This is a genomic window from Thalassotalea euphylliae (assembly GCF_003390395.1).
GTDB classification, from domain to species: domain Bacteria; phylum Pseudomonadota; class Gammaproteobacteria; order Enterobacterales; family Alteromonadaceae; genus Thalassotalea_F; species Thalassotalea_F euphylliae_C.
The window spans coordinates 1,949,601-1,975,119 of sequence record NZ_QUOV01000001.1; the positions used below are offsets into that span (position 1 = coordinate 1,949,601).

Here is a 25,519-nt window from a genome sequence, read left to right on the forward strand (position 1 = left end):
GATAATCAAACAAAAGAGCTGTGTAACAATTTACAATGAATTATCAGTATGACGCCAGTGGCGAAGTGTGCCCGTTGCCTTTAGTTAAGCTGCGAGTGTTACTGAAAAAAATGAAAATTGGTGATAGTTGTCGATTATTAATAAAAGACACGGGATCGAAGAGCGATATTCCCAAATTGCTCGACAAACTTAATTACCCATACACGTCAATCATCATTGATGATGGGATTCAAGAACTCAATATTAGGATCAGGTAACAATTTTATGGTCAGGTTTTTTAAAGACTGGTATACGCGCAAGTTTTCAGATCCGCATGCCGTCACGCTCGTGGTTATTCTGGTGACGGCGTTTTTGGCGGTATATTTCCTAAGCAGCTTGCTAATGCCAGTATTTGTGGCAATGGCGATTGCCTTCTTACTTGATTTGCCAGTTAACCGCTTAACTAATGCCGGAATTAGCCACAGTTGGTCGGTGATTATGGTAGTTGCTGCATTTGTCGGTGTCTCGTTAATCACTTTCTTAGGGTTGATGCCAATAGTGTGGCAGCAAAGCACGAACTTGATGCAAGAAGTGCCGCATATGGTCACGGAAGGTCGTACTTATTTGATGACGTTACCGGAAAAATATCCAGAAATTGTTCAAGCTGAACAAATAGAGCATATGATTGCGCTGACAAACGACAAATTGTTGGAATGGGGACAAGTGGCGATTGAGGCAACGTTAAACTCACTTTCTGACTTAGTCGCCTTGATTATTTATCTAATACTTGTGCCGATCATGATCTTCTTTTTCCTAAAAGATAAGCGAGAATTACTGACAGGCTTTAGTCGATTTTTACCTAAAGAGCGTCGTATGGCGAGTCAAGTCGGTAAAGAAATGAATCAGCAGATCCTTAATTACATTCGCGGCAAATTAATTGAAATATTGATTATTGGCGCAGTAAGCACGGTGACCTTTATTTTTTTAGATTTACGCTATTCAGTGCTACTTGGCGTATTGGTTGGTTTGTCTGTACTCGTACCTTACGTTGGCGCAACCCTAGTAACCCTACCTGTGATGTTAGTGGCCTTGTTCCAATTTGGCGTTAGTCCAGAATTTGGATACGTAATGCTAGCTTACGGAATTATTCAAGTACTCGACGGTAACTTGCTAGTACCGGTGTTGTTTTCCGAAGCGGTAAACTTACATCCGGTGACCATTATCATCGCAGTTATCTTCTTTGGCGGTATGTGGGGCTTTTGGGGGGTATTTTTCGCTATTCCATTAGCAACATTAGTGAAAGCCGTTGTTAATGCGTTTCCAAATACGCCACTTGACGAGGAGCAGTCTGTAACTGCGTAACGTCGTTAAATTAGGCGAAACTTAGCTGCACGTAAAAATAAAAAGCCCTGCTTGTTAAACTCTCAAGCAGGGCTTTTTGTCTGTAAAAGGTAAATGTAACCAGTAATAAGCTTATACTTGGTTAAGTACTTCTAATACGACTTCGTGATGGTTTTTCGTTTTAAACTTGTTAAATACGTGACTAATCTTTCCATCTAAGCCAATTAAAAAACTTAAACGGTGAATACCGTCGTATTCTTTGCCCATAAACTTTTTCAATCCCCAAACACCGAAGTCATCAGCCACTTTGTGATCCACATCTGATAATAAAGTGAAGTTAAGCTCATCGCGCTGGCAAAATTTATCTAAACGTTTGCTTTCATCAGGGCTAATACCAAAGACAACCGTGTTTAGGTTGTCTAGCTCACTTTTACTATCTCTTAATCCTTGTGCTTGCACTGTACAACCAGGTGTCATTGCTTTTGGGTAAAAGTATACAAGTACTTGCTGCTTGCCGATGTAATCTTGTAATGATACCGCATCGCCGTTTTGGTCAGGTAACGTAAATAATGGGGCAGTATCGCCAACTTGTAGTGTATTCATATCTAAATCCTGCGTTATATTTGTTATAGCATTGCTGATGGTTGCACATAGCCGCCTAGCTACTGCTTATGGATACAGCCTTGAATATCGAACTGCTGGCAAAGTTCTAAAAAGTCAGTTTCGATAGTATCAATACTCGTGTCTTGATTGACCGTAAATTCAATGCTGGCACTCATATTGTTGGTAACAGGGTCAATATCTGACTTTAATGACGAGATATCTATCTGTCGATTTGCGAAAAAAGCGGTAACCGCTTTTAAAATACCTGGCTGATCAATCCCAGTGTATTCTGCCGAGTACATTTGAGTCTTATCGAGCGTATGGTAGCCAGAGGTACGTTTCATCATGGTGATAAGTTCAAGCTCAACGGCCATGGCGGGCAAACGCGCTTCAATTTGATTGATTGCACGCATGTCGCCTTGCAGTAACATGATGAAGGAAAATTCTTTACCAAATATCGCCATACGACTGTCAAGAATATTACATTCACACTCGCTTGCTAGGTTAGTAAGCTCACTGACACTACCGTTTCTATCTGCGCCCATGGCAGTTAGTACAAGATATTGAGACATTCGTCGCCGTTTTTTGAATAAATAAAGGGCGGCATTGTAACTTACTTAACCTTAAATTATTAGTTACCTACAAAAAATTATCGCTAACGGTGGAATTATCGCCACAAATCACCGACTAAGCGGCTTTCACCTTGTTATTAGCATGGCTGCCAAGTACCATGAGCGCAGTTTGTTGTAGTGAAAATAGTTAACAAGTTTACGGGTATGTTTAGAGGAAGCATTGTCGCTTTAATTACGCCATTTACCGAGCAAGGGCAAATAGACTATAGCGCCTTAGCTCAGTTGATTGATTGGCATATAGCTCAAGGTTCGCAAGGGCTGGTAATTGCTGGAACAACGGGTGAGTCTGCTACCTTATCAGATAATGAAAAAATTGAGCTGGCCCGCTTTAGCGCAAAACAGAGCGCAAAACATAGTGCAGGGCGTATTCAGGTGCTTGTCGGTAATGGTTCCAATGCCACAGCGCACGCTGTTGAACTTACTAAGCAACTCAACGATACCGGTATCGATGGCTACTTAACGGTCACCCCGTATTACAACAAGCCAACTGAACAAGGTTTACTAGCACACTACAGCGCGATTAACGCAGCGAGCGAATTACCCATACTGCTTTACAATGTGCCAAGTCGCACGAGCTGTGATTTATCGCCAAAGCTTGTCAGCCTGCTTGCGGAACTATCTCACGTTTGCGGCATCAAAGATGCGTCAGGTGAACTATCTCGCATAGATGAACATCGCCAGTTATGCCCAGAAAACTTCGCGCTGCTTAGCGGTGACGACGAATCTGGCACAGAGTTTTGTAAACTCGGTGGTGACGGTGTAATATCAGTGACCGCTAATGTGATGCCAAAGGCAATGGCGCAAATACAGCAGCTTATAGAACAAGAAAAATTCCAGCAAGCTGAGTTAATTGACCAGCAGTTGGCAAAATTACATAAAAATTTATTTGTTGAGTCAAATCCAATCCCAGTTAAGTGGGCGATGAGCGCAATAAACCGTTTACCTAGCGCACATATGCGTTTGCCTTTATGCCAATTAACTCCTGCAGGGCAGGCTGTTATGTCGGCAACGTTAACTGACTTAACACAACATTTTCAGGAGATTTAATGAGTCGTCGTAGTCTTTTATTATCGGTATTAGCACTTTCCGTTTCGGCATGTAGTAGTGTTCGTCATAACCAAGCTTCCGGCGATTTTGAATATGCAACTGGCGAAGAAGCAACGCCATTAGTCGTGCCGCAGTCGCTAGATAAGCCAGCAGCGAAGAGCGACTTTAAGGTTGCTAATGTTAAAATTACCCAAGGTCCAGTGGGTCAAGCCGTAGATGTTCGAGCACCATCGCTGGTTTTGCCTATCGCAGCATCTTCGCGTGTTGTGCCAGAAAATGATGATGCCATTATTTGGTTTGATAAAGTGCTTGAAGACAAGGACTTGGCAGAATTCATTGAATTAGCCGTTAAAGATACCTTGCTGGAAAGCAGTGTTGAGCTTAATAGCCTTGCTGATAAACCGTTATCATTTGAGTCTGATTGGTTTCACAGTGAAGAAGAGTCAGGCTGGATCTTCAAACAAGTAGACGCCTCTGAAAGTATGCGTTTTCGCTTTGACCTAACAACTAAGCCACATGGTCGTAGCGTTTCATTGCAAGTCTCGATGATTGACTATATGAAAACCGACCAATCAGGCTCAACTAAAACACCAAACATTATTGACAAGCATCGCGCGGAAATGGCGTTGCTTAATGAAGTTACAGCAACTGTTGATTATAAATATCGATTGCAGCAACGAGAAAATCGCTTAATGCGCGCTAATCAAAAATTAGTCACTGTGGGTGAAAACCCTCAGGGTGAAGCGGCTTACGTGGTTGAAATGGAAACAGACTTGTTATGGTCAAACCTACCGATCTTTTTTGAACGATACGGTTTTGATATTGCTGACTTGAATGAAAGTAAAAAGATTTACTTTGTCGACTTCACGAAACCAGATATTAGCCTTTGGGATCGAATTTGGGGCGATGATGTGCCGGTTATTGATCTTGGCAACGCCAGCTACCAATTCCACTTGAAACCCTTGGCTGAATCGCAAAGCACCGCACTAACCATTTACAATAGTGAACAACAAGCATTAACGAAAGAAGTGTTAGAGCAAATCTTCCCAGTAATGGAACCTGCGCTTTCTTTCCGAGATTTGTAAGCGTATTACTGAGTGCTAACAAGTAATACATAACAAAAAACTCCGTTTATCGGAGTTTTTTGCTTTTAAGGAATTGTTTCGCCTGAATGATGACGTCGTCTAGTGCTTGTTATTTAGGTTATTCCACTGCTTACGCGCAAAAACTTAAGCGGCTTATAAGTTTTTTGTTTTGTTAAAGCTAGGTAATGCGTCATCTTGCGCTTTTTTCGGACTGCGTGGTAAGGTTTCTTCCAAGTCGTTCAAGCCTTTTTTACGCATTGGTTTTTGTGCTGTTTTATGCACTGTACTAAAGTTACCAACGATAAATAAAAATACCGCCACGATAATAAGAATAACTACCCAATGATTATCCATGCGGATAAGCTCCAATATTCATAATATAAGTGTCGTAGAGTTCGTCTAAATTGCTCAAAATAGCCGATTTCCCGGCAATTTCTGCCTGTGCAATACAATCGGCTAGGCAATCTAGGGTTAAGCTAGTTTGAAAATCACTTGCACTGTCAAAATGCGAGATATGCCAAGGCTCTGCGGCAACGCCACCTCGGTATTTATCGTAAGGAAAGAAAAAACCAAAGTCACTAGCGTGCTGAGCAAGCCATGTACTTAACCGGTGCATTGGCCCGCCTGCCTGGTATTCCCATTGCTCAAGCTTAAGCGTTTGATTGTCACTAAGCAGGTTACTTGCGTAAACGTCTAGGTCTGTACCCCAATGATGGCGGCTGGCGCCGGGCAGGGCAGAGAATAACATAATAGCTTTGATTTTTTCTAAATCGCTAAGCGAGCTAATATTGACTGCTTGCTCATTGATATCAAGCACAGGCAGTTCGCTATTAAACTTTCTATTCCAGATACTCAACTGTCGCTCAAAAGAGCGGAAGCTGCTGGCAAGTGTTAATGTTAATTGCTCGTGAGCGGCGGCTTCAACCATGGATTGCCAAGCATGGTACACCTGATGGTTTATGCCGTGACGTTCATCCAGCCATTGAATATGCTGGGCTTCCATACCTGTTGCCGCTGTTACAGTTATCGATTTAGTCAAATTTCACTCGTTTATACAATTCGCTCAGTGTCTTTGGGAAAATTATTCGGCTTATTTACCCTGCTGAAAAGGGTGTGTTAGGCGTGCTAAGCAGCGCCTTTGGGGCACAAAATATTGACCATGCTGTGATAATAAATATCGACAAGCTTAATTAAATCGTCACAAGAAACGCATTCGTTCACTTGATGAATTGTCGCATTGCATGGACCAAGCTCGATAACTTCTGCACCTGTAGGTGCAATAAATCGGCCGTCAGAGGTACCGCCAGATGTCGAAAGCTCAGTTGCTTGCCCCGTTACCTGTTCAATTGCATTTACCACGCCGTCCAATAAAACGCCGGGCTCGGTAATGAATGGTTTACCGTTGTATGTCCATTTAATGTCGTAATCAAGCTGGTGACGAGTCAGGATTTCATTAACGCGATCAACAATCGTTTGGTCGTCTAATTCTGTGCTGTAACGTAAATTAAACAGCGCAGTCAGCTGACCCGGTACGACATTAGTCGCGCCCGTTCCACTGTGGATGTTGGTTAACTGAAAACTGGTGGCAGGAAAGTAATCATTACCTTGATCCCATTCAGTCTGACTAAGCTCAGCTAACGCAGGGGCGGCAAGGTGAATGGGGTTAATGACATGATCAGGGTACGCAACGTGACCTTGTTTGCCTTTGATCACTAACTCGCCAGAAATAGAGCCACGACGTCCATTTTTAACCACATCACCAACTTGGTGCGAACTTGATGGCTCACCAACAATGCAGTGATCTATCTTTTCATTGCGCGCTTCAAGCGTGTCAATGACGCGCGTGGTGCCATTGATAAACGGTCCTTCTTCGTCACTGGTAATTAAAAAGCTAATAGAGCCCTGATGATCAGGGTGATCGGTAACAAAGCGCTCAGTGGCCACTATCATTGCAGCCAGCGAACTTTTCATATCGGCAGCGCCACGACCGTAAAGCATACTATTATGGATAACTGGGTTAAAAGGCGCGGTGTTCCACTGCGTTAAGTCACCGGGTGGCACAACATCGGTATGGCCAGCGAAGCAAAATAACGGTTGTTGTTGGCCTTTTCTTGCCCACATATTGGTTGTGTCTTCAAACACTAAACTTTCAATGTCAAAGCCAAGCGGTGCTAATCGCTCAGCCATTAACTGCTGGCAACCCGCGTCTTCTGGCGTGACAGATTCACGTGCAATTAACGCTTTCGCGAGCTCAATAACTGGATGGTTCATTATAAAAATTTGTCAGCGAAAATATCTGCTTTAAAGCCTACCACAACTTGTTCGTTAACAAGAGTGACTGGGCGTTTGATGAGCGTGGGCTCTGCTAGCATAGCGGCTTTGGCAGTCGCTTCGTTTAAGTTATTTTTAATATCGTCGGCTAAATTACGAAAACTGGTACTGCGTTTATTAAGTAATTGCTCCCAAGTTGCTTTTTCAAGCAAAGAAGTCAGTAGCTCATCACTTAGGCCGTCTTTGCGAAAGTCGTGGAAGTCGTGCTCAATATTTTGCTCTGCTAACCATTTTCTTGCTTTTTTTACTGTGTCACAGTTTGGAATGCCGTATAGGGTTGTCATGTTAGTCTCTTATAATGCTGTAATTATTATGGCCAAGGGCATCAATGGCTTTATTGATTAGGTTATCTTTCACCAGAATATAATCAGTGTCGAACGTCGAAATCGCGAATATACTGATTTTCTCAGCCGCTAGAATACTTGAAATACGGGATAAAATACCCGTTAGGCTAAAGCCCAAAGGGCCGACAACTTCCAAAGCTCGCCAATCTTTTTCCACATCTTCACTGTCCAGAGTAATGGCTTGCGGCAACACCAATGATACTTCGTCGTAAGTTTTGGCAATAAAGTAAATAGGCGCTGAAAAAGCTTCCGGTGGAATGGTACTTTCTGGCGCTAAACTATGTATCGCAAAGGTTTCCGAGAGCAATTGTAATGTCAGAGTGTTACTGGTCATATTTGCGTCTATTGTCGGCATTAAAGAGTTTGTATCTTAGCAAGTTTTACCGCTGTTGACTAACCGCTGGTTTTAGCGATTTGTATACAAGAATTATAGTTTTATGCAGTTAAGCGTAAATTTGAGCGAAAACACCTAAAAAGCTTAGGTAAAGATCGCTTTTTAACGCCAGTAAATTGCCAAGTTGCTCAAATTGGGTAAAAAATGATATCCACAAAACCTGTGGATAAGTTTGTTAGCAAACCATGGGAAAGGTTTAAAGCTTATGAATTATAAAGGAAAATATAATGGCTCGTTTTTTGACTAGTTAAACATCAGCAAAAAACAGGATAAAAGGGTTAAAAATAGCGGCTTTTATCAAAGCCGCTACAATTTGGTGCATCATAACCAATTAAATTAGCTTGATATGGCGAAAAGTGTCAGACTTTTTTACTTATCTGCTTGAATTGCCGTCAATGCGATGGTGTATACAATATCATCAACTAGCGCGCCACGAGATAAGTCGTTGACCGGCTTAGCCATACCTTGCAGCATTGGGCCAATACTGATCAAGTCAGCTGATCTTTGTACAGCTTTGTACGTCGTATTACCAGTGTTTAAATCTGGGAACACAAATACGGTTGCTTGACCGGCAACTGGACTGTTTGGTGCCTTTTTCTTGGCTACATTTTCCATAATTGCCGCATCGTATTGCAGTGGCCCATCGATTATCAAGTCAGGTCGTTTTGTTTTAGCGATTTCTGTCGCTTTTGTTACTTTTTCAACATCAGCGCCAGAGCCCGAAGTACCTGTACTGTAACTGATCATTGCAACTTTCGGCTCAATACCAAACTGCGCTGCAGAATCGGCAGATTGAATTGCAATATCAGCCAGTTGCTCAGCATCTGGATCTGGGTTAATCGCACAATCGCCATACACCAGTACTTGATCAGGTAACAGCATAAAGAATACTGACGACACTAGGCTAGAGTCAGGTGCTGTTTTTACCAGTTGCAGTGCAGGGCGGATGGTATTAGCTGTCGTGTTCACGGCACCTGAAACCAGACCATCAACTTGACCAAGTTGTAGCATCATAGTGCCAAGTACAACGTTGTCTTGCAGCTTTTCACGTGCCACAACATCGGTCAAGCCTTTGTGCTTACGCAGTTCAACCATAGGGCCGACGTAGTTTTCGATGATCTCTTTTGGATCTGTGATAATCACGCCCGAAGATAGGGTGATACCTTGTTGCTCGGCTAAACGTAGAATTTCTTCTTTGTCGCCCAATAGCTGACAGCGGGCAATGTTGCGCTCTGCACAGATGGCAGCAGCTTTAATCGTACGAATGTCATTTCCTTCCGGTAAAACAATGAGCTTATCGGCATTACGCGCTAACACCGTTAGCTTGTGTCTGAAAGCTGGTGGTGAGAATTGACGGTTAACGGCTACGTTTTCAGTGAATTCGCCTACCCAGTCGTGATCAAGGTGATCGGCAACAAACTGCTTCACTTTGTCTTGGCGCTGAACATCATCTTCTGGCATTTCTGGGTTAAAACTCATGATATAGCGAGAAGTTTGCCAGGTATCAGATTGCACTGAAAGCACAGGTAAACCAGCATCTAAGGCTTGCTGACAAAGCGCTTTTACATTGTCGTTTGGCACATAACCGTTAGTTAATAGTAGAGCGCCAACTTTAGTACCGTTTAACGCTGATAAACAAGTAGCAACGATAATATCAACGCGATCGCCCGGAGTAACAATGAGTCGACCGGCAGCTAAGTGACTGGTTAAGTTAGCAACTGAGCGGGCACAAAATGAAACGCTACGAATTCGGCGGTGTTCGTAGTCACCTTCGTTGAGTACATCAGCACCTAAATAATCTGCAATATCTTTAACGCGTGGCGCGATTAAATCATGCTCCCAAGGAATGGTACCGAGTAATCGAAAACGTGCATCGTTAAAAATGCTAAGGTTTTGCCAACTGTCTAAATCAAGTGTTGGCTGAGCGTCGTGTTCTCGCGGCAGCAAACCATATTCGTCAGTATCTGGCGAATTGACTTTGTTAATGATACAGCCGACTAAGCGTTTACTTTTTAAACCACCATATGTTGCGGCAGAAACTTCAATGCGATCTTCAAATTCTTCCAGTGAATCATTATCAGGTGACGCAACCAAGACCACATTAACCGATAGGGCTTGTGATACTTCGCGATTAAAGCGCGCGGCATAAGGTTGTCTGGTGGTGGGAATTAACCCTTCAACGATAACAATGTCGTACTCTTGCGTTAGCTTGCTGTAAGTTTCTACAATTTGCTCTAACACAACTTCAAGATCGCCATCGCCCATTTTTTCTTCAACATAACTAATCGGTAAGCTAAGTGAATCTGGGTTGGCACTTTCTACTTTTCGGCCTCGGCGCACATTGCGCGCTGGCTGTGAAATAGGCTTGTAATGAACAACATTAAGGCCTTGCTGCTGACAAGCGTGATATAAACCGAGTACCACACTGCCAAGGCCAACACCAAAGCCAGCAGGGACTAACATAACTTGATGTGACATGAGTTATCCTTGAATTAATTGGTGAGTTTGATTGGCAATAACCCACTCTTCGTTAGTCGGCACAACTAACACTGCAGGTGATTGAGCGGTAGCAATGTTAAGTGACTTTCCGCGAATGGCTTGGGCATTTAGCTCAGGGTCAATTGCTACACCAAGCACGGCGAGTTGTTTTACGATTTGTTCGCGCACGTAATCAGAATTTTCACCAATACCACCAGTGAATATAATACCGTCTAATTTCGATAAGCTTACCGTCATTGCGGCAAGTGACTTAGCAATAGTGAAACTGAATACATCTAAGGCCAGTTTTGCTTGCGGGTTGTTTTGTTCTAGCGCTTGCTCTTCAAGCGTACGGCAGTCGTTGCTAATGCCTGATAAGCCTAATAAGCCACTTTCTTTGTTAAGCATAGTATCAACTTGCTCAACCGTATAACCACAGTGTGTGGTCAGGTGGAAAATTACGCCAGGGTCGATATCACCACAGCGTGTACCCATAGTAACACCCGCTAGCGGCGTGAAGCCCATGCTAGTATCAACGCTTTGACCAGCTTCTATTGCAGCCAAACTACAACCATTGCCTAAATGCACTGTGACTAAACTTAATGCTTCTATGTCTTTGTCTAACATGGTGGCTGCTTCGCGACTGACGAAGTAGTGGCTGGTGCCATGGAAACCATATTTGCGAATGCTATGTTCTTTATACAACTGTTGTGGCACAGCATATAAAAAGGCTTTGTTTGGCATGGTTTGGTGGAATGCCGTGTCAAAGACCGCGACTTGTGGTAAATCAGCAAATGCCGCTAACGCCGCTTCAATACCTTGTATATTGGCAGGGTTATGAAGTGGTGCTAGATTGCTGAGACTTTTCAGTTGCGCCATGACTTCATCGTTAATCAAGGTTGGTTGATGATACATTTCACCACCGTGTACTACACGATGACCAATAGCGACTATGCTTTGAGTTAGGCTGTTCGTTTGTAAAAACTCGATTAATGCAGCTAATGCCGCTTGATGGTTGTATGGCGCTGCTAATGAAAGCGTTTGCTTTTCACCGTTAAACTTGATGGTAATTGAAGCATCACTAGCGCCTAGGCGTTGTGCTAAGCCAGAAAGCGACTCTTCTTTGGTTGCAACATCAATTAGTGCGAATTTTAATGAGGAACTGCCACAGTTAATGACAAGGATAGTTTGTTTAGTCATAGCCACTCAAATTTGGTTGTTTGTCTAATAGCGTAATAAGGTTAGTCTATTTTGCCAAAATACAGTTTAAGTATTTGCTCTAATTATACTATGTGTGATTTACAATTAGAAATCCGATTACTCTTTTTTACTGTTTTTTACTAAAGGTATGGTTTACATTTAAAGCTATGAAATTAAGTGTCTCTGCATTAATCAAACTGGGTTATCAATACATGGAGCTTTGGCCAAAAAGGCCGGAGTTGGCTCAGTACTTTGCTGAATATAAAACGGTACGATTTGCTCGCTTGGTGGTTAACTATGCCCCAGGTTTGGCGGTGTTGTCGTTGATTTTGCAATTGGGCCTACAACCCACAAATGGCTTAGTGATGGGCTTGTTTTACTTTATTCTGTTATTGTCTATGCCAGTTCAGGCTATGGTTATGCTAGGCGTAAATGCCGATAAAGCGCTACCACCATCGCTTGCCGCTTGGTATAAGCAAGGGGTTGCTCGCTATAATCAGCAGGGCGGCTCAATAAAGCTTTCGGTGAACAAACCTAAATACCTTGATTTAGCCAAGCTATTAAATATGACCTATCAGCAAGCTAAAAAGTAGTATTGCTGATAGGTGCTCACTGTAGCTATTCCCTTATTCCTTAACTTCTTTTAGTCCTTTAGTTTTTTGATAAAGCTTGATCAGAAAATCTGCTTGGCAGGTAAAGTCTACTTGTTTAGCTAACCACTCTTTGACCTGCTCACTGGCTTTGAATGCAAATGGTGTCATTGACAATAGGTTCAAACAATCTTCGCCAGTGGCTAATGTCATTGGATAACTCAATTGCCATTCATCGACTAGCGTTAATTCGGTAATTGGTTGCCTAGTTTCGTCGTGCGGCAACGCTTGTTGATAAACTTGCTGTTTTAGCTCGGCTAGGTGATTAGCTCCTGGAGTTACTGTGATCAGGTAGCCTTGATCAGCTAATACACGGGTAAATTCTGGCTCTAGAATTGGCGCGTAAATTGAAACAATCCAATCAAAGAAGCTATCTGCAAATGATAACTTGGACAAGGTGCCCACGCTAAAGTGACAATCGCGATATTTTTTACCGGCCTTTTTGATGGCCTCCTTGGCAATATCCACACCATAAACTTGATTGTACTCTTGCTTATGTTGGTGAGTGTAATAACCTTCACCGCAGCCAGCGTCTAGCAGTTTACCTGTGACCAGACCAAACTCCTGATATTTTGCGACAAGACATTCAATTAGCGGTTGATAGTAGCTTTTTTCTAGAAAAGCACGGCGGGCATTTACCATGGCTTTATTGTCGCCCGGGTTTTTAGAGTGCTTGAATTGAACGGGCAACAAGTTGACGTAGTTTTCTTTCGCCAAGTCAAAACAATGGTTTTGCTCACAGCGGTAAATGCTATTTGTCAAAGCCAAAGGACTTTGACAAATAGGGCAGCTATATTCGGCAACACTTACTGACATTGCTTACTCGCGGCTACTTAAATGTTGACCAAATCGGCGCATGATCTGAAGGTTTCTCAATACCGCGCAGTTCATAATCAACGTCAGATTCAACACAAGTTTTGGCTAGTGCAGAAGTTGCTAGCACAACATCAATACGCAGACCGCGATTGTCGTCAAACCCTTTTGAGCGATAATCGAACCAAGAGTAACGCTCTGTTTTTTCTGGGTGTAATTCACGGAATGTATCTTTAAAGCCCCAATCCAATAGCGTTGCTAACCACTCACGCTCTTCTGGCTGGAAGCTACACTTACCTGTTTTTAACCAGCGTTTACGATTCACTTCGCCGATGCCGATGTCTAAATCAATCGGAGAAATATTAATGTCACCCATAATCACGATGTTTTCGTCAGGTGTGTGGTGCTCGTTTAAATAGGTCATTAGATCTTTGTAGAATTGGCGCTTATACGGGAATTTAGTTTCGTGGCTAATATTGTCACCCTGCGGGAAATAACCGTTTAGCACGGTAACTTTTTCACCGGCGCTATTTGTGGTTTCTACCATTATCATGCGACGTTGTGCTTCTTCCGTATCGGTTGGGAAGCCTTTTATCACTTTATCTGCTGGCTTTTTACATAGCATAGCAACACCGTAATGGGCTTTTTGACCATGAAAATAAACGTGATAACCCATGGCCTCGACATCTGCTAAAGGAAAGGCCTCGTCATGCACCTTAATTTCTTGTAAGCCAATAATATCAGGCTGGTGCTTGTCTATTACCGCTTGTAGTTGATGAAGTCTGGCACGTAGGCCATTGATGTTAAAAGAGATTATTTTCATGGTTAGCTATCTACTTAAGTCACTTGGGCTGATTTACAAATGCTTGGCACATTGTTAGTGCCTCATAAATTTATGGATGATTTGCCAAACCACGCGCCAAAATTGGAATGTAGGGTATTAGAAAACAATTGTTTACTGATGGCAACGACTGCTTGCTAGATTTAATTGTGACTAATGAGTAATTATGATGAATGAGAAGTAGCTCAGTAGTGGTTGATTTTACCAACTCGCTGAGGGCGTCACGCCAACATAAAACTAATGGCAAAGTTGACCACTTTTGGGGCTTGAGGCATTAAAAATTAGATTTTAGATTAATCTATTTTTAACAACTTTATAGCATTTTGTAACTTAATGTAGCTATCGGGTAACACCTTGTAGTTTAAGTTGTTATCTCGGTATAAGTTATTTATGGTTAAGCACAGTCAAGACAATAAAAACGGCAGTATATTGCAGGCTAAGTTGGTAAAAAAAGCCAGATAACACATGCAATTATTGCGATAAATAGGCAAGATTATGGACTGTTAACGAAAAATAACGGTTTATAACAACGATTGGAGTGAAAATGTCAGATAACATGTCATCGGTAAAAAAAATACTTTTGGTGGAAGATGACCGCCAACTATCTGATCTAGTAACAGATTTTTTAACGACTGAGGGTTTTCATGTAAAGCAAGAGTTCCGTGGCGACACTGCTGCGAAACGCGTTGAAAGTTTTACACCAGATTTGATTATTCTCGACGTTATGTTGCCTGGCAAAGACGGCTTTGCTGTTTGTCGTGATGTAAGAGCAACTTATAACGGACCGATTTTGATGCTTACAGCCAAGGGAACTGATTTTGATCAGGTACTTGGTTTAGAAATTGGTGCTGATGACTATGTAATTAAGCCTGTAGAGCCACGTGTTTTACTGGCAAGAGTGAATGCTTTATTGCGTCGTGGTGAACTGGCAACAGATACCAAAGACAAAGAAGTGTTGAACATTGGTGAGCTATACATTAACCGTGGTTCAAGGCAAGTGACCTTGCACGAAGAAAGTATTGAGCTGACTAGTCAAGAGTTTGATTTATTGTGGTTACTTGCAAGCCGAGCTGGAGAAGTACAAAACCGTGACTATATATACAAAGCCGTTGTTGGCCGCGAGTATGACGGTATGGACCGAAGCGTTGATGTACGCATTTCTCGCCTTCGTAAAAAACTACACGATAGCAACGACACACCATTTCGTATCAAAACTATCTGGGGTCAAGGCTACTTATTCGTTCCTGATGCATGGAACTAGCATTCCCTTCAATTTTCGCATGGCAGGCAATAATAGCTCGCCATGCGCAGCCAGCATTGTGAAAACCCCGTATTAAATGAAAACTTTTGTCAAAATAGGGCGCTCGTTTCTCAGCCTATACTTCCTGATTACCTTAACTTTTATTGTTGCCTCTTGGTTGCTGGATGAAGTGTGGAACTCGTATATGGAGCAAGATATTGAGTCCTACACTGGCTACAAAACTATGTTGCATGCGATTGGCGATTATGTCACCAATCATCCACAAGAAGAGTGGCAACAAGTCGTTGAAAATGCGGCGACTCGCTATCATTTACCGCTTTCGTTAGTAAAAATTTCTGATATTGAATCGCAAGGTATAGCCGGTGAGCGACGTTTGCTCGGTGCTGGCAATACTTATGTATACATTGAAAAAGACACGGTTTCGCTACATCACTTAATCGCGGGCTCTGAATTTGTGATCACGTTAGGGCCAACAGAGATGCCAACGAGGCCGAGAGCCGAAACCATGGTTCGAGTTTTAGTGCTGATAGCCTTGGCTGTGATGATTCTCGTGTGGCTGTGGCCAATCTCTAGAGATCTACACGCGCTTCGTAAAGTGACTAAAGAGTTTGGTACTGAGCATTTTGATGTTCGCGCCCAAAAACCTAAGTCCATTATGATGGCAGGGCTAGTTCATGGTTTTAACGCCATGGCGGAGCGCATTAAAGATTTGGTTGATGCGCATAAAGAGTTAACGACGGCAATGTCGCATGAGCTAAGAACGCCGCTAGCACGCAGTAAATTTGCATTACAAATGCTAAGTCATGCTAGTGACGAAACAAAACGACAAAAATATGTAAAGCAGATATGCGGTGACATTAACGAGCTTGAGAGTTTAGTAAATGAGCTGCTTGAATACGCCTCCCTTGAAGATGACAAACCTAAATTAAACTTTGGTGAGCATAACCTTGACGATATTATCAGTCGGCAGATAGGGCTTGTCGGTGGCCAATGCGTGCAAGTGAGCTACAACGCACCTGATATCCCAGTTATAGCCGATTGTGATCGTCTATACATTGAACGAGCATTGAGTAATTACATTTCTAATGCCATTAAATACGGTGATGGCCTTGTGGTTATTTCGTGTGAAACAAAGGAACAAGACTGCGTTATCAAAGTAGAAGACAATGGTAATGGTGTCGATACTTGCATTGAAAATACCTTGTTTGATGCATTCTCTCGCGCAGATGACAGCCGAAATAAGGAAACTGGTGGTTTTGGCTTGGGACTTGCGATTGTTAAGCGTGTGCTTGAGTGGCACGGTGGTCGTGTGTATACAGAGAAGAGTCGCCTAGGTGGTGCTTGCTTCGTAATGCAATGGCCAATAAAAGGCCAATAGCTTCCTTTTACAGCCTCAATAGCCTCACTAAGGCAAAAAATTAACAATTTGGGCAATAGGCGAATATCACTTGAAACCCATATTAAATTTTAGATTAAGTTTTAGTGTGCTCGCCTGCTACTATCTTTCGTTTAATTTTTTGCGTTAGCGATTAATCGCTAACTTGAGGTTGAAAATCACACTGATTGCTTCAGTGCCTAATGACTAATTCGGTCTATATTTATTCGGTATGTTCACCCTTTGAACAGTTAACTAAAACTTCCCACTTATTTGACAATTTTTTCTAAAGGTTAAGCAATCCGCGCCGATATGTTAGTTGTTCCACTAGCAGTATTATTGGCAGCAAACCCTTTGATAGAAAACATCCATCTTCAACATGAGCACCAACTTGGTGAATCGCTAAATAAATGCGTTCATCATGAAAGACGTGCTGATTTTTCGTTGATGCTCGCGATGTTAAATGATGATGTACGTCAGCAAAGCCAGTTTCTTATGCCAAAAACTGAGCAAAGCGTCGCTGAAATCACTGATGCGCGTTTACGTGCTGAACTAGAACTTCCAAAACCTGCTTTATTAGGCATAACTAACAGCAATCAAATCGCTCAATATGATCAAGCGGCACTGGCTGAGCAAGACTTAATGGCGTCCATTAAATTGAGTGATGCACTTAACCCTAAGCCAATTAGCTTTCGCGATAATAAACATCATCTACCGACACATGTTGTTGGTAATACGAGTATTCATTGCCAAACTCGCAGTCTTTCTGGTTCAGAGGAGTTGGCAGGCACCAAAGAAAGTACCGTTTCTGAACCACAAGAGTCATCACCTAAACGTATGCAGCTTGATGCAAAAGGTTGGTTGAAATCGATTCAACATTCCTTAATTAAAACAGAGCAGCCGCTAATTACCGAGCAATTTGCCTAGTCACTTACTTGGCAACTCTTCTGCTTTTTAAATCTCTTTTTAATGCAAATTTCAATAAATACTTGATTATTCTGGCTGGTTAAAACGCTTATAAACTGCGTTGATATTTTTGAGATTAGCGCAATTACTAACCTCAAAATGACGCCTTGCCAACATGGATGCAGTTACTTAGGTTTTGCTTGGAGCATAAAACTTGTGTTTATGAATCTTTTTTCTGCGCCACAATTAACCAATCTATTTGTTCGATTAATGTAATTCAAAGAGTAGATTGTAGTTTCTGGTGGGGCTTTGTTAATGACTAGTTATCTTGCGCAGCACTTTTTGTACTTCTTACCGCTTAAGCAAGGGCAAGGATCGTTTCGTTTAATGGTTGCTATTTGTTCGTGCTTAATAATTTCACCATCGTGATAGCGCCACTGCTCGTTTTCTTTAATAAAGTTTGAACACTCACGCATTTCGTAAACTCTTTCTTGGTGTAGATAAAATGCAGAAAACTCCACTTGGGCAGGTTGTGCTAATGGGTTGTGTTGATGAATAGTTAAACGTAGCCAAATATTTTCTTTAGCCCATTCTTCAATGTCTGATACGGAATTTGTTTGTTGGCTTTCTTGTGTGTATGTATCGAATATATATTGAGCGTGGCACTCTGAGTATGCTGAGAATCTAGAGCGCATTAACTGCTCTGCATTGACTGGGTGTTTAGCTCCAGTTAGGAAAGGCTGGCAGCACAACGAAAACGTCATGCCCGAACGACACGGGCAGGGTTTATCTTTGTTTACATTATCTATATTTGCCAAGGGAACATCCGGTAAAGAAAAAAACTTATTTTACGTGAATTAGTGCCTCAACAAAACACAGTGTGTTTTACCCAGATGAGCTAAATCCTGCAATTGTGCTTGTTGCTCTGTGTTTAGTTGCGCATTAATAAGGACAACAGCTGCACAATTACCTTTCGTTAAGGCTTTTTCAATATTGGTATGTGCCACATTAACTTTATTGGCATGAACCCATAGCACATTTGGGGTTTTCATTTTAGCTTGAGTAAGCGTATTCGCTGAATGTTGGCTTATACGCTTGTCACCGTAGTGATGCGAATTATGTGTTGTGGATTTATAAAAATCATCGAATGCATGGCTATCGCTACTAATCACTAGTACCCATTTATGACTCTCGCTGAAGCGTTGGCTTAGCAAGCTAATTTGCTGTTCTATACCTGTAGAGTCATTAACGATTTTTTCTTCAAACCAAGGGGTTAGTTGGTAAAGGTTACTTACTGAAGTTGCTTCATTGTTATCAATCGTTGTTTCACGTGTTGTTATTGGCTGTACTTTCATGCTGAAGTTCCTCGGTATAGACATACTGTATAAATAAACAGTATATCTATTTTTGTTTAATTGCAAGTGTTGCTTGAATAAAGTTTGTTCAATTTTTTGGGGGATTAAAGCTTGCTGCATGCGCGGCGATTGATGCTAAGCGAAGCTAAATCAATTAAGCCGTTTTACTCGTCTGATATGCTGTGCCTTTGTAGCCATGTATAATTTCGGCGCTAATTTTTTGTCAGCTTTATAAGCATTATCCGTGTTCTCGGCGCTAATAAGGCTTGTGGTGGCAGTCTTATTAATTAGGAACCTTCGATGAAAATCTTCTCAGTGATTGTGGCAAGCACCGCAATTTTAATGACGAGCTCTACGATTGCGAAAAACGTCAACTCGTTGATCAAACCAAGAATTGTCGGTGGCCAAGTGGCAACTCAAGGTGATTGGCCATGGATGTCTGCTTTGGTCATTACTAATGAACAACCTTTATCGTTGCTAATTGCAAAAGACGGTGAAGTTGCAACTCAGCCATTTATGTTTAGCCCGCAAGGCGAGGCTAGGGGCGAAATTATTGATTGCGGGCTAGGCGAAAAGCCATGTACCAACGCTCAGGATAAAATTTGTTTTATGGAACGTGGTGAGGTGCCATTTGCCACTAAAGTTAATCACTGTGAAACTGGTGGTGGCATAGGTGCAATTATTTATAACAATGCGCCTGGGCCAATATTAAGTGGTACTTTGTATCCAGATTTTGTTGGTACTATCCCTGTTGTTGCAATCTCTCAAGATGACGGTCAAGCATTTAAAGATGGTCTGTTGGGTAGTCAAGTAGAAGTATCTGTGACAACGATAGTCGATGGTGCTCAAACATCATTTTGTGGTGCTAGCTTTTTAGGTGACAAGTGGCTGCTTACTGCATCGCATTGCGTGGATGGTGAAACAACTGACTCATTTAAAGTGAATATTGGTGAGTATGATTTGTCTGATGGAGCCCCAAATGCACGTTCTGTTGCTCGCATCTATATGCATCCTGAATATGATCCTATTGCGCTTAATAACGATGTCGCATTAATTGAGTTAACAGAAGAAGCTAACGTTACGGCGGTTAACTTGGCGTCAAAAATTACCACTGATAATGCAGCACTAGATCATCAAACGGTGACAGCGATGGGGTGGGGTGATCGTACGGGCTATCAACCGGGGGAAGAGCACTTAGCTGATATTCCAGATGTATTACATCAAGTAGATTTAGAGCTGCTTACCAACCTTGAGTGCAATACGACGTTAGTTAATTCCTTGATTGGCCCAGATAGCGACCCTAATCAAGGTGGAGTAACCGATAAAATGCTTTGTGCCGCGGTAGCAGGAGGTGGCAAAAGTTCATGCCAAGGCGACAGCGGTGGACCACTCGTATTAAATACAAATCAAGGGTGGCAACAAGTAGGCATTGTTAGTTGGGGGATTGGCTGCGCTGCTGAAGGCTACCCGGGCGTTTATGCGCGTGTCGCGGAATTTAACGATTGGATTGATGGCATCTATCAAGGTGTTGCTATTGAACAACATGCTGATTTTCACGTTGTTGGGGTTAATCGCACAGAAACTGCTTTAGTCAGAGTGTCTAACAACAGTGGGCAGGCTGTTAATCTTAACTATTCAATTGTCGGCGATTCGAGTTTTACTATTACTGATGGTGAATGTTCGTCGCTGGCTATCGGCGCAAGTTGTGACTTAACGATCACTTATCAGCCAATTGAAGTTGACAAGCATAGTGCAAGGTTAACAATCACAACAGACGATACTGGCGTGAAAACAAGTTCCGCTTATTTGTCAGGACAAGCGATTGCTCCTATGCCGAGCTTTGACAATAGTCTGGCATCGGGTAATGAAGTTAATTGGTATACCGGTGGTCAACAAAATTGGCAGCAGAATACGAGTAAAAGCAGTATTGAAAGCGGCGCTATTGAGCATAATCAATCAAGCATTTTGATGGCTCAAATTGAAGGTAAGGGTGAGCTAAGTTTTGAATGGGCGGTATCTTCAGAAGCGAACACTGAGAATTCAAGCGATCCATATGATGCACTTTATCTATTCATTAATGGGATTGAGTATAACCTTATCTCAGGTGAGCAAGACTTCGCGGCATTAACGTATACACTTGAAGGTGAACGAAACCGCGTGACTTGGGTATATCGCAAAGATCAGGAAACATCGGCAGGTAACGATAAGGCCTACTTGCGAAATATAGTGTTTACCGCAACAGAAGAGTTAGGTACTGCCCCCGTTCCGCCAACACCATCAACCCCAAGTACGCCGAGCACACCACCTACACCGGCTCCGCCAACGGTACCAGAAACCGAGTCATCAACAGGCTCTTCTGGTGGTGGTTCAATAGCATGGTTATTGTCACTTTCCGTTTTATTGGTTTTTAGGCGCAAAGGCTAGTTTAGCTGGCCAAATATTCTGCCAACTTATAAAAGGTAACTTATCTTATATTTTAGAGCTTATATTGTAGAGCTCGGTATTACTGCTCCACTGGTGTCTGTTTTTTACGAATCACTAGTTGCGGTATTTAAAGCTTACCTCTAAATAAATTGTAAAATTTTTCGACTTTTTTGCTTTAAACCTCGTAGAGGATCTATTAAGGTGAGTTTGGAAATTTTGTTAAGGAAGTGTAAATGAAAAGATTTGGGATAGCGGCAATCAGTGCGGCATTAATGGTAGCCTACCCTGTGGTAGCCAAAAACACTAATCCACTTGTTAAGCCGAGAATTGTTGGTGGTGAGCAGGCGGTGAATGGCGATTGGCCATGGATGTCAGCGTTAGTGTTTACGGGTGAAGAGCTAACAACTTCATTGGAAGTGTCGGGCACAAGCTATGATACTGGGCCGTTTACCAATAGCCCTGCAGGTCAGGCAAGCGGCGAGCTTGTTGATTGCGGCATTGGCGATCAAGCTTGTAGCGATGCACAAGACAAAGTTTGTTTAATTGAACGTGGTGAAATCAACTTTTCGGTAAAAGCGGAAAACTGTGAAGCCGGCGGTGGTGTTGGTGTTGTTATTTATAACAATGTTGACGGCGCGATTAATGGCACGCTAGGTGATGACTTTGCTGGTGGTATTCCGGTCGTTGCAATTAATCAAGAAGACGGTCAAGCACTAAAGGCAAATAACCTTGGTGATATGGCAACGGTTTCTGTATCGAGTGAAGCGAGCCTAATTCAAGACTCTTCATGTGGTGCAACATTCCTTGGTGGCAAATGGGTATTGACGGCTTCGCACTGTGTCGATAGTGCAAGCTCTCAATTTGTCAAAGTGAATGTTGGCGAGCATGACCTATCCGATGGCGCAGAAAATGCTATCGATATCCAAACCATTTACATGCACCCAGAATTCGATGCACCTAGTTTAAATAATGATATTGCGTTATTAGAGTTAGTGGAAACTGTTGATGCCCCAAGTGTTACCTTGGCATCTAAAGTTACCACTGACAATGCGGCCGCAGAAGCAAGCGATGTTACCGTAATTGGTTGGGGCGGTCGTTTGGGTTATGAGCCAGGCGACGGGCCAACAGGTGATTTCCCAGATATTTTGCATCAAGTAGACTTACAACTGCTAAATAACCAAGAATGTCGAACCATTTTAGCCAATTCATTGTTCGGTGAAGGCGGCGACCCTGACCGAGCAGGTGTGACTGATGTCATGATTTGTGCGGCTGTCGCTGGTGGCGGTAAAGGTTCATGTCAAGGTGACAGTGGTGGCCCTCTCGTACTAAATACTAACGAAGGCTGGCAACAACTAGGTATTGTTAGCTGGGGCTTTGGTTGTGCAGCAGATGGGTTCCCAGGCGTTTATGCGCGTGTTGCTGAATTTGATGATTGGTTAACGGCAATCACTGAAGGTATTGCGATTAACCAAACGCAAGACTTCCATATTGTCGGTACTGAGCAAACTTTTAGCACGCAAGTAGAAGTGGTTAACAACGCCTCACAAACAGCGAACCTTACCTACAGCATTGAAGGCGATGATAGCTTCTCTGTTTCTGATGGTGAGTGTTTATCGCTCACCGCGGGTGAACGTTGTCAGTTAACGGTTAATTACACGGCTAGTGCCGTAGGTGAGCAAACAGCTCGTCTAACCATTAACAGTGATAATAGTGAGATTACCACCAGCGAGACTTTCTTAGCAGGTCGTGCAATTGCGGCATCAAGTGATATTGAAAACACGGTTGGCGGCGATGAAAACATCACTTGGTATAACGGTGGTGAACAGGCTTGGCTTGCCAATAGCGTTGACGGTGGCATTGAAAGCGGCGCAATTACTCATGATCAAGACAGTATCGTTATGGCTGTCGTAAGTGGTGAAGGTGAACTTAACTTTGAATGGTCGGTATCATCAGAAGAAAATGCTGACGATCCTGCCGAGCCTTACGACGCGCTTTATATTTATATCAATGGTGAACTAGTAGAGTTTATCTCAGGTGAAGTCGCATTTGAGCAAAAATCTTACGACTTAACGGGTGAAGAAAACCGTATTACTTGGGTATACAACAAAGACGGCTCTGCAAGTGAGGGTGACGATAAAGGCTATATTCGCAATATTAGCTTTACGCCGACAGCGGCACCAGCTCCAGCTCCAGCGCCGACACCAACACCATCGACGACTCCGGCAGCACCGAGTAGCTCTTCTGGTGGCGGCTCTATGGCATGGTTACTACCATTGTTATCGTTAGTGTGGTTAAGAAGAAAACACTAGCTAAGCTGATTATTAACGGCAGCTTGTTAACTTATTAGTTTATATAGCTTTTCGTTAGCCTGTTTAAAGGTCTGCATATGCAGGCCTTTTTTGTGCCAAATAGCTTAACATTAGGGAATGTTTATAGTTATCAGTTCATTGCGTTGCACGTGTTTCACTAAAATAAAGCAAAGCTGCATTAAATCGGTTCATTAGTTGCGTAAATAGCCATAATAATAAACTTAAGATCATGTTATTTAAGGGAATATAAAGCTGGTGTGTATCTTGTATTAGTTGCAGTCTAAGCTTGGAAAAGTGGCGACTCACGCAAACCAGCATGCAAAAACAACAATTAAATGAACTTAACGTGCTACTTATCGAAGACGATAAGAAAAAAGCCGACATTCTGATGAGTGCTTTAGATCACTCACAATACTGTATTAAACACGTCGCATCTTCGGGTATGTCATTGCTCAAGCAAGTTGAACAACTGCAACCTGATGTCATTATTATCGATGTAGAATCCCCAAGTCGCGATATTCTCGACAGCCTCAGCATTATTTCACACGCCAATCCTAAACCTGTTGTCATGTTCTCGGAACAAGAAGATACCGAAACCATTAATCAAACAGTGAAATCTGGGGTTAGTGCCTATATTGCCGGCGATATAAATCCTATTCGGGTGCGCTCCATTTTAGATACCGCCGTCGCGCGTTTTTCAGAATACCAAGCGCTAAAAAGTGAACTGGTCAAAACCAAGCAAAAGCTTTCTAGCCAGCGCGTGGTTGAACAAGCAAAAGTTTGGTTGATGGAAACCAAAAGCCTAACTGAAAAAGAGGCTTATCATCGAATTCGCAAAATGGCGATGGATAACAGTCAGAAGCTAGAAGACGTGGCCAAAAATATTTTATCACTTGCGCAAATGTTGGAGAAATCATCATGAACAGCACCAATATTCACAACATAGAGCATAACAAGCGCAATATCTCTCTTGGCTTTATGCCATTAACTGACTGCGCGCCACTTGTCATTGCCCATGAGTTGGGCTTTTTTGAGTCGCAAGGGCTGAATGTTACCCTGAAAAAGCAATATTCATGGGCGACTATGCGCGATAAGTTACATGCAGGCGTGTTAGATGCAGGGCAGTTTCTTGCACCTATGCCGATTGCCAGCACATTAGGGTTAAGTGGCCCTGCGGTAAACGTTATTGCACCTATGGTGCTGAGCCAAAATGGTAACGGCATTACTATCTCAATGGCGCTTTACGAAGAAATAAAATTTGTTCATCAACGCCATCAAATAGATTTACCCATTAGCGCTGCTTTATTGAAACCCGTCATTGAGGCCAGAAAGAAAGCAAGCAAGCAAACTGATACGAAATTAAGATTTGCCACCGTTTATCCGCACAGTTGTCATTATTATCAATTACTCACGTGGTTCGAGCAAAACGGTGTCAATAAGGACGATGTTGATATCGTGATTATTCCTCCTGCCTCTATGGTTGAAGCGCTCCAAAGTGACGATATTGACGGCTTTTGTGTGGGTGGCCCATGGAATGCTAAAGCAGTGCGTGATGGTGTTGGCGTTACGGGGGCAACATCTTGCGATATATGGCCTGACATGCCAGAAAAAGTGCTGGCGATGAAACAAAGCTGGCAAGAGCAACACCCAGAAACGACTACAGCACTGATCATCGCGCTGCAGCAAGCATGTGATTGGCTAGCTACGGTTGCAAATCGTTTTGAAGCGGCGCGTATACTTAGTCGGCACACCTATTTAGATTTACATTTGTCGGTTATCGCGCCGTCGCTTATCGGTAGCTGTTTGGTACATCACCAACTGTCACCGCGGCACATTCCGAGCTATAACCGTTTTGCCCTTGATGGCAACGATACCATCAACAAACCGGAACTATTCCATGGTGAATGGCTGTTGAGTCAGATGGTCAAGCATCAACATATTCCTGCTGAAGTTAAGCTAGAAGCACTGATTGATAGTGTTTTTCGACAAGATATTTATCAGCAAGCATTTGCAGAGCACGATGCTTTTGCAACACCAACTAAGGTAACGCCATTAAAAAGCACCAAAATGGTACCTTAGTGCGCCAAACTAATGCATTGGCAGGCTAACAGCGTTTAACCCAAAATCATCACTAGGGTGTGCAAAGTCAAT

At 42.6% G+C, this 25,519-nt stretch carries 25 protein-coding genes; 12 read left to right on the forward strand and 13 right to left on the reverse strand.

Annotation, left to right across the window (positions count from 1 at the left end):
* The first annotated feature begins 35 nt into the window (after positions 1–35).
* Together DXX92_RS08690 and DXX92_RS08695 are read left to right on the forward strand one after the other, a co-directional pair.
* On the forward strand, positions 36–257 hold the full coding sequence (locus tag DXX92_RS08690) for a sulfurtransferase TusA family protein (protein ID WP_116000092.1): 222 nt from the start codon (positions 36–38) through the stop codon (positions 255–257).
* A gap of 7 nt (positions 258–264) precedes the next feature.
* Positions 265–1,341: an AI-2E family transporter gene (locus DXX92_RS08695; protein ID WP_116000093.1), complete on the forward strand. Its 1,077-nt coding sequence runs from the start codon at positions 265–267 to the stop codon at positions 1,339–1,341.
* Positions 1,342–1,452: 111 nt separating this feature from the next.
* Here the strand turns inward: DXX92_RS08695 and bcp are convergent, their stop codons facing one another.
* Both bcp and DXX92_RS08705 read right to left on the reverse strand, forming a co-directional pair.
* Entirely contained in the window at positions 1,453–1,923 is a 471-nt protein-coding gene (gene bcp, locus DXX92_RS08700) for a thioredoxin-dependent thiol peroxidase (RefSeq protein WP_116000094.1), read from the reverse strand.
* Between the two features lie 59 nt (positions 1,924–1,982).
* Positions 1,983–2,495 (reverse strand): glycine cleavage system protein R, encoded by a 513-nt coding sequence (locus tag DXX92_RS08705; RefSeq protein ID WP_116000095.1) that lies wholly within the window; start codon positions 2,493–2,495, stop codon positions 1,983–1,985.
* Positions 2,496–2,672: 177 nt separating this feature from the next.
* On the opposite strand from DXX92_RS08705, the gene dapA reads away from it, so the two are divergent.
* Both dapA and bamC read left to right on the forward strand, forming a co-directional pair.
* Positions 2,673–3,602, forward strand: a complete 930-nt coding sequence (gene dapA, locus DXX92_RS08710) for a 4-hydroxy-tetrahydrodipicolinate synthase (protein WP_245961436.1) — start codon at positions 2,673–2,675, stop codon at positions 3,600–3,602.
* The gene (gene bamC, locus DXX92_RS08715) at positions 3,602–4,687 is read left to right on the forward strand and encodes an outer membrane protein assembly factor BamC (RefSeq protein ID WP_116000097.1); all 1,086 of its coding nucleotides are present in this window, start codon (positions 3,602–3,604) and stop codon (positions 4,685–4,687) included. Before dapA ends, bamC begins: the two co-directional genes overlap by 1 nt.
* A gap of 153 nt (positions 4,688–4,840) precedes the next feature.
* On the opposite strand, the gene DXX92_RS08720 is transcribed toward bamC, so the two are convergent.
* From DXX92_RS08720 to DXX92_RS08750, 7 genes are all read right to left on the reverse strand, one after another.
* Positions 4,841–5,041, reverse strand: a complete 201-nt coding sequence (locus tag DXX92_RS08720) for a hypothetical protein (RefSeq protein ID WP_116000098.1) — start codon at positions 5,039–5,041, stop codon at positions 4,841–4,843.
* Positions 5,034–5,726, reverse strand: coding sequence for a M15 family metallopeptidase (locus DXX92_RS08725; protein WP_220347642.1), 693 nt, complete (start codon positions 5,724–5,726; stop codon positions 5,034–5,036). Before DXX92_RS08725 ends, DXX92_RS08720 begins: the two co-directional genes overlap by 8 nt.
* An 86-nt stretch (positions 5,727–5,812) precedes the next feature.
* Entirely contained in the window at positions 5,813–6,958 is a 1,146-nt protein-coding gene (gene dapE, locus DXX92_RS08730) for a succinyl-diaminopimelate desuccinylase (protein ID WP_116000100.1), read from the reverse strand.
* On the reverse strand, positions 6,958–7,302 hold the full coding sequence (locus DXX92_RS08735) for an ArsC family reductase (RefSeq protein WP_116000101.1): 345 nt from the start codon (positions 7,300–7,302) through the stop codon (positions 6,958–6,960). The genes dapE and DXX92_RS08735 overlap by 1 nt, the downstream gene beginning before the upstream one ends.
* 1 nt (position 7,303) lies before the next feature.
* The gene (locus tag DXX92_RS08740) at positions 7,304–7,696 is read right to left on the reverse strand and encodes an ACT domain-containing protein (protein WP_116000102.1); all 393 of its coding nucleotides are present in this window, start codon (positions 7,694–7,696) and stop codon (positions 7,304–7,306) included.
* Positions 7,697–8,125: 429 nt separating this feature from the next.
* A complete protein-coding gene (pta, locus tag DXX92_RS08745; protein WP_116000103.1) occupies positions 8,126–10,234 on the reverse strand; it encodes a phosphate acetyltransferase in 2,109 nt (702 codons plus the stop codon).
* A 3-nt stretch (positions 10,235–10,237) separates the two neighbouring features.
* Positions 10,238–11,434: an acetate kinase gene (locus tag DXX92_RS08750; RefSeq protein WP_116000104.1), complete on the reverse strand. Its 1,197-nt coding sequence runs from the start codon at positions 11,432–11,434 to the stop codon at positions 10,238–10,240.
* 167 nt (positions 11,435–11,601) lie between these two features.
* Here DXX92_RS08750 and yfbV point away from each other — a divergent pair, with 167 nt between their 5' ends.
* Positions 11,602–12,027: a terminus macrodomain insulation protein YfbV gene (gene yfbV / locus DXX92_RS08755; protein ID WP_116000105.1), complete on the forward strand. Its 426-nt coding sequence runs from the start codon at positions 11,602–11,604 to the stop codon at positions 12,025–12,027.
* Between the two features lie 33 nt (positions 12,028–12,060).
* On the opposite strand, the gene rlmA is transcribed toward yfbV, so the two are convergent.
* Together rlmA and xthA are read right to left on the reverse strand one after the other, a co-directional pair.
* Positions 12,061–12,900, reverse strand: a complete 840-nt coding sequence (gene rlmA / locus DXX92_RS08760; protein WP_116000106.1) for a 23S rRNA (guanine(745)-N(1))-methyltransferase — start codon at positions 12,898–12,900, stop codon at positions 12,061–12,063.
* 13 nt (positions 12,901–12,913) lie between these two features.
* Entirely contained in the window at positions 12,914–13,720 is an 807-nt protein-coding gene (gene xthA / locus DXX92_RS08765) for an exodeoxyribonuclease III (RefSeq protein WP_116000107.1), read from the reverse strand.
* 562 nt (positions 13,721–14,282) lie between these two features.
* Between xthA and DXX92_RS08770 the strand changes: the two genes are divergently transcribed.
* From DXX92_RS08770 to DXX92_RS08780, 3 genes are all read left to right on the forward strand, one after another.
* Positions 14,283–14,999 (forward strand): response regulator, encoded by a 717-nt coding sequence (locus DXX92_RS08770; RefSeq protein WP_116000108.1) that lies wholly within the window; start codon positions 14,283–14,285, stop codon positions 14,997–14,999.
* Positions 15,000–15,075: 76 nt separating this feature from the next.
* Positions 15,076–16,377: a sensor histidine kinase gene (locus DXX92_RS08775; RefSeq protein WP_116000109.1), complete on the forward strand. Its 1,302-nt coding sequence runs from the start codon at positions 15,076–15,078 to the stop codon at positions 16,375–16,377.
* Between the two features lie 309 nt (positions 16,378–16,686).
* Positions 16,687–17,301, forward strand: coding sequence for a VC2046/SO_2500 family protein (locus tag DXX92_RS08780; RefSeq protein WP_116000110.1), 615 nt, complete (start codon positions 16,687–16,689; stop codon positions 17,299–17,301).
* A 302-nt stretch (positions 17,302–17,603) separates the two neighbouring features.
* Here the strand turns inward: DXX92_RS08780 and DXX92_RS08785 are convergent, their stop codons facing one another.
* Positions 17,604–18,098: a YchJ family protein gene (locus tag DXX92_RS08785; RefSeq protein WP_245961437.1), complete on the reverse strand. Its 495-nt coding sequence runs from the start codon at positions 18,096–18,098 to the stop codon at positions 17,604–17,606.
* A 39-nt stretch (positions 18,099–18,137) separates the two neighbouring features.
* Positions 18,138–18,635 (reverse strand): hypothetical protein, encoded by a 498-nt coding sequence (locus tag DXX92_RS08790; RefSeq protein WP_116000112.1) that lies wholly within the window; start codon positions 18,633–18,635, stop codon positions 18,138–18,140.
* A gap of 300 nt (positions 18,636–18,935) precedes the next feature.
* Here DXX92_RS08790 and DXX92_RS08795 point away from each other — a divergent pair, with 300 nt between their 5' ends.
* The 4 genes from DXX92_RS08795 (at position 18,936) to DXX92_RS08815 (ending at position 25,447) form a co-directional block, all read left to right on the forward strand.
* Complete coding sequence (locus tag DXX92_RS08795) at positions 18,936–21,059, forward strand: trypsin-like serine protease (protein WP_116000113.1); 2,124 nt, start codon at positions 18,936–18,938, stop codon at positions 21,057–21,059.
* Positions 21,060–21,292: 233 nt separating this feature from the next.
* Positions 21,293–23,368, forward strand: coding sequence for a trypsin-like serine protease (locus DXX92_RS08800; protein WP_116000114.1), 2,076 nt, complete (start codon positions 21,293–21,295; stop codon positions 23,366–23,368).
* 316 nt (positions 23,369–23,684) lie between these two features.
* Positions 23,685–24,290 carry an ANTAR domain-containing response regulator gene (locus DXX92_RS08810; RefSeq protein WP_116000116.1) on the forward strand — a complete coding sequence of 202 codons (606 nt, stop codon included), beginning with the start codon at positions 23,685–23,687 and terminating at the stop codon, positions 24,288–24,290.
* A complete protein-coding gene (locus DXX92_RS08815) occupies positions 24,287–25,447 on the forward strand; it encodes a CmpA/NrtA family ABC transporter substrate-binding protein (protein WP_116000117.1) in 1,161 nt (386 codons plus the stop codon). Before DXX92_RS08810 ends, DXX92_RS08815 begins: the two co-directional genes overlap by 4 nt.
* Positions 25,448–25,519: the final 72 nt, after the last annotated feature.